This is a genomic window from Myxococcus sp. AM011 (assembly GCF_013372595.1).
GTDB lineage: Bacteria > Myxococcota > Myxococcia > Myxococcales > Myxococcaceae > Myxococcus > Myxococcus eversor.
Map to the genome: position 1 here is coordinate 1 of NZ_JABXEM010000507.1, position 2,375 is coordinate 2,375.

Here is a 2,375-nt window from a genome sequence, read left to right on the forward strand (position 1 = left end):
GTGGACCCGGGGGCGGCCGGCCGGGGACGTAGGACCTGGAAACGAATGAGTCCGCCCTTCTTTCGAAAGGCGGACTCGGTGCAGGTCAGCGACTTCCGGTGAGGAAGTCGGTGTGAAGAGCGGTCAGGAGAGCGAGGCGGCGTCCAGGCCCGCGTCGGCCATCAGCAGGGCCAGCTCCGCCTTGAGCTTGTCCTTGGCGCGAATCTCGAGCTGACGGGCGCGCTCGCGGGAGAAGCCGAAGTGCTCACCCAGCTCGCTGAGCGTCATCTCCGCGTCACCCATCACCCGGTTCTCGATGATGAAGCGCTCGCGCGGGTCCAGGCGGCGCAGGGCGCGCTGCACCAGGTCCCGGGTGAGGCCCGCCTGCTGGCGGTCGGCCACCTCGTCCTCGTGGGACGCTGCGGAGGACTCCACGAAGTCCAGGTGGGTGGCGTCGCCGTCCTCGCCGACGGGCGCGTCGAGCGACAAGTCCCGGCCGCCCATGCGCTGCTCCATCTCGCGCACCTCGGAGGCCTTCACGTTCAGCTTGCGGGCAATCTCCTCCGCGTTGACGATGCTCGCGTCACCGGCGCCCATGCGCTCCAGCTCGCGGCGGGTGCGCGCCAGGCTGAAGAACAGCCGGCGCTGCGCCTGCGTCGTGCCCAGCTTCACCAGGCTCCAGTTGCGCAGGATGCAGTTCTGGATGTACGCGCGAATCCACCACACCGCGTAGGAGATGAGGCGGATGCCCTTGTCCGGGTCGAACTTCTGCACGGCCTTCATCAGGCCGATGTTCGCCTCCTGGATGAGGTCCGACATCTTCAGGCCGTACGAGCGGTACTCGTAGGACACCTTCACCACGAAGCGCAGGTTGGCGGTGACGAGCTGGTGGCCCGCCATCAGGTCGCCCTTGCGGAAGCGGCGCGACAGCTCCTGCTCCTGCGGCTGGGTCAGCAGGGGGTACTTGTTGATTTCCGAGAGGTACGTGGAGAGGGAATCCGGGGAGGAGAAGTGGGAGGTTTCCTGCATGGCGTCTCTCGGGGAAGGGGGCCGGTGGGAGCCGCGCATCGGCGGCACGGGACGGGTCCTTCGCAATGCATGTGCCACGGCACTTGCGGACCATTTCCCAGTGAATACAAGGGTTTGCATCACCGGGTCAGGGTGCTTAAGGGCAGGACCCTTTCGTTTTTACAGGGGGGTGATCCGAAGACTCTTCCGACTGTTTCCCGGCTGACAGTGGGGAAGGGTGGGAGCGGAGGAGGCATCCAGGCGAGCAAGGTGGCGGTTGTGCGACGCGTGTCCGCGGCCCGGGCGCGTCATCGCCACCTTGGTGGAATGGGGACCCTGTTCCAGCTCTTCGCGGTGTCGGCGGTGGTGATGGGGGTGTCGCAGACCATCGCCCGCGAGCGCATCTTCGCGTCGCTGCGTGAGCGGCTGGGCGGGAAGGACACGTGGTGGGGCTACCTGGTGTCGTGTCCCTACTGCCTGTCGCACTACGTGGCCTTCGTGTTGGTGCCGCTCACGGGGACGTATCCCATCGACGTGGTGGTGGGCGGCTGGCCGGGCCTGGTGCTGCGGTGGCTGTTGTCGGCGCTGCTCGTCACCGTCATCGCCGCCTTCTACCGGGTCATCTTCTGGTTCGTGGATGAGAGCCAGGGGCTGGTGAAGCGGCGGCAGCGGACGGAGGAGGAGGAGGTCGCGACGAAGCGGCTGGTGAGGAGACAGGTGGAGCAGCAGGTCTCCGCGGACGAGGACTCCCCGCCACCGCCGCCGCACTGATTGCGTGGGATGTGCCCCGTCCGGGCTACCCGTCAGCCCGCTCGGCATGCGAAGAACGCTGAAGAGATGGCGGACGAATCGAAGCAGGTGGTGGACGACCCGAGGACGCGGCGGGCCTGGGTGCTGCCCGCGCTGATGGTGCTGCTGCCGGTGGGGTTCTTCTTCCGGGCGTTCTTCTGGAGCGACGTCTTCATCGCCGGTGACACGCTGCGCGCCTTCTATCCGATGCGGGCCTTCTGGGCCGCGCGGGTGGCCGTGTTCGATTTGCCGGAGTGGTTCGCCTTCGATGGCTTCGGACAGTCCTTCCTGGGCATCTTCATCTCGGGCGCGTTCCACCCCACGACGCTGCTGCACCTGTTGCTGCCGCTCGGCGTGGCGGTGAAGGCCACCATCCTCGCTTGCTACCCCGTGGCGTTGCTCGGCACCTGGGCGCTGCTGCGGCAGTACGACGTGCCTCGCGCCGGGGCCTTCTTCGCGGCCCTCTGCTTCACCTTCAGCGGCTACCTGGTCTGCATCACCAACAATCCGACCTATCTGCTCGCGGCGAGTACGGTGCCCGCCGCGCTCTGGGGGGCGGTCCGCTTCCTGCGCGCGCCGTCGGTGGGGCGGCTGGGGGT

The 2,375-nt window shown here is 67.6% G+C and carries 3 protein-coding genes; 2 read left to right on the forward strand and 1 reads right to left on the reverse strand.

Features of this window, described 5'->3' with window-relative positions:
- Nucleotides 1-123 precede the first annotated feature (123 nt).
- Nucleotides 124-1,008 carry an RNA polymerase factor sigma-32 gene (locus HUW62_RS46780; protein ID WP_163869092.1) on the reverse strand — a complete coding sequence of 295 codons (885 nt, stop codon included), beginning with the start codon at nt 1,006-1,008 and terminating at the stop codon, nt 124-126.
- A 306-nt stretch (nt 1,009-1,314) separates the two neighbouring features.
- Between HUW62_RS46780 and HUW62_RS46785 the strand changes: the two genes are divergently transcribed.
- Nucleotides 1,315-1,758, forward strand: a complete 444-nt coding sequence (locus HUW62_RS46785; protein ID WP_176438139.1) for a hypothetical protein — start codon at nt 1,315-1,317, stop codon at nt 1,756-1,758.
- 66 nt (nt 1,759-1,824) lie between these two features.
- Nucleotides 1,825-2,375: hypothetical protein (locus tag HUW62_RS46790; RefSeq protein WP_176438140.1), on the forward strand; the 551-nt coding region annotated here is incomplete at its 3' end.

What these genes read in the sequence shown, in the direction of transcription:
- HUW62_RS46780 (WP_163869092.1), bottom strand. Translation starts at nt 1,008, where the DNA reads ATGCAGGAAACCTCCCACTTCTCCTCCCCGGATTCCCTCTCCACGTAC.
- HUW62_RS46785 (WP_176438139.1), top strand. Translation starts at nt 1,315, where the DNA reads ATGGGGACCCTGTTCCAGCTCTTCGCGGTGTCGGCGGTGGTGATGGGG.